Source organism: Vibrio sp. 10N.222.52.C12, assembly GCF_041474215.1.
GTDB classification, from domain to species: Bacteria; Pseudomonadota; Gammaproteobacteria; order Enterobacterales; family Vibrionaceae; genus Vibrio; species Vibrio crassostreae_C.
This window is the reverse complement of sequence record NZ_JBFRTR010000256.1, coordinates 1-620: the sequence shown is the minus strand read 5'-3', so window position 1 is coordinate 620 and position 620 is coordinate 1. Positions and strand designations below refer to the sequence as shown.

Here is a 620-nt window from a genome sequence, read left to right as displayed (position 1 = left end):
ACGCCTGCATAACACGTTTACTACTATGCAATTATACTTAAAATTAACGCCTTAAAACGAGAAACACCCGGCAACCTAAGATGCCGAGTGTAGTAAATAGTATTGATGCAATTGTTATGTAACTTTCCAATTTTGTTAATATAACTTTAAATATTTAATAAGCTCAATTGGCTGAAATGGTTGTGTGAACTCTTGATTTATAAATTCAATTACATTTTCAGCACCAACAGAGTCCACGCCTTCAATTGTATATTTATTAGATTTATTTAAACCAAGCCAATTATCCAGAAGCTCTTTATCTCCGGTCTCTGCGGTATAACGTAAAAGAGCGTTTGAAAAACTTAATTCTTCCAATTTATAACATTGCTTACTCGCATAATCACTTGCAAATAAAATAACATCTTTCTTTTGTTGATCTGTCAAAGTACCAAACCAATCACTTTTTATTGGTTTTAATACAAAGCTTTCACGCAGCTTACTACAAGCATCTACTTTTACATTTAAAGCTTGGTACTTATAGCTAAGATCTTTTTTTAAAAATTCAGCCCAACTTTCAGATAAGACAGAAGACGAAAATATACAACTAACAATTAATAATATAGCTTTATAATGCATTGTAT

The 620-nt window shown here is 30.8% G+C and carries 1 protein-coding gene; it reads right to left on the bottom strand.

The window, feature by feature from the left end; all coding sequences use genetic code 11:
• Positions 1 to 135: 135 nt before the first annotated feature.
• Positions 136 to 620 (bottom strand): hypothetical protein (locus tag AB4623_RS24210; protein ID WP_372147545.1); only part of this gene is annotated, 485 nt, incomplete at its 5' end.